The organism is Pseudomonas sp. 43(2021), assembly GCF_017490805.1.
Taxonomy (GTDB): Bacteria; Pseudomonadota; Gammaproteobacteria; order Pseudomonadales; family Pseudomonadaceae; genus Aquipseudomonas.
In genome coordinates, this window is the sequence record NZ_JAFGYJ010000269.1 from 1 (window position 1) to 518 (window position 518).

A 518-nucleotide genomic window follows, 5' to 3' on the forward strand; every position below is an offset into this window, starting at 1 on the left:
GTCGTACACCAACCACACGCTGCTGCCGGAAGCGCTGGAAACCTGGCCGGTCGGGCTGATGGAACGCATGCTGCCACGGCACATGCAGATCATTTACCTGATCAACGCGCAGCACATCGATTCGCTGCGGGCCAAGGGCATTCACGACTTCGACGTGTTGCGCGCGGTGTCGCTGATCGAAGAAGACAACGGCCGCCGGGTGCGCATGGGCAACCTCGCGTTCCTCGGTTCGCATAGCGTCAATGGCGTGTCCGGTCTGCATACGCAGCTGATGCGCAAAACCGTATTCGCCGAACTGCACAAGCTCTACCCTGAGCGGATCAACAACAAAACCAACGGCATCACCTTCCGCCGCTGGTTGTATCAGGCCAACCCGGAACTGACTTCGATGCTGGTCGATGCCCTCGGCCCGGACCTGCTCGATCATCCTGAAGAGCGCCTGCTCGAACTCGAGCCGTTCGCCGAGAAAACCGCGTTCCGCAAAGCCTTCGCCGAGCAGCGTTTGCACAGCAAGAAGG

At 60.4% G+C, this 518-nt stretch carries 1 protein-coding gene; it reads left to right on the forward strand.

What is annotated here, in order from left to right; all coding sequences use genetic code 11:
- The coding region (locus J5M71_RS27145; RefSeq protein ID WP_207838609.1) for a glycogen/starch/alpha-glucan phosphorylase at nt 1-518 on the forward strand (518 nt) is incomplete at both ends.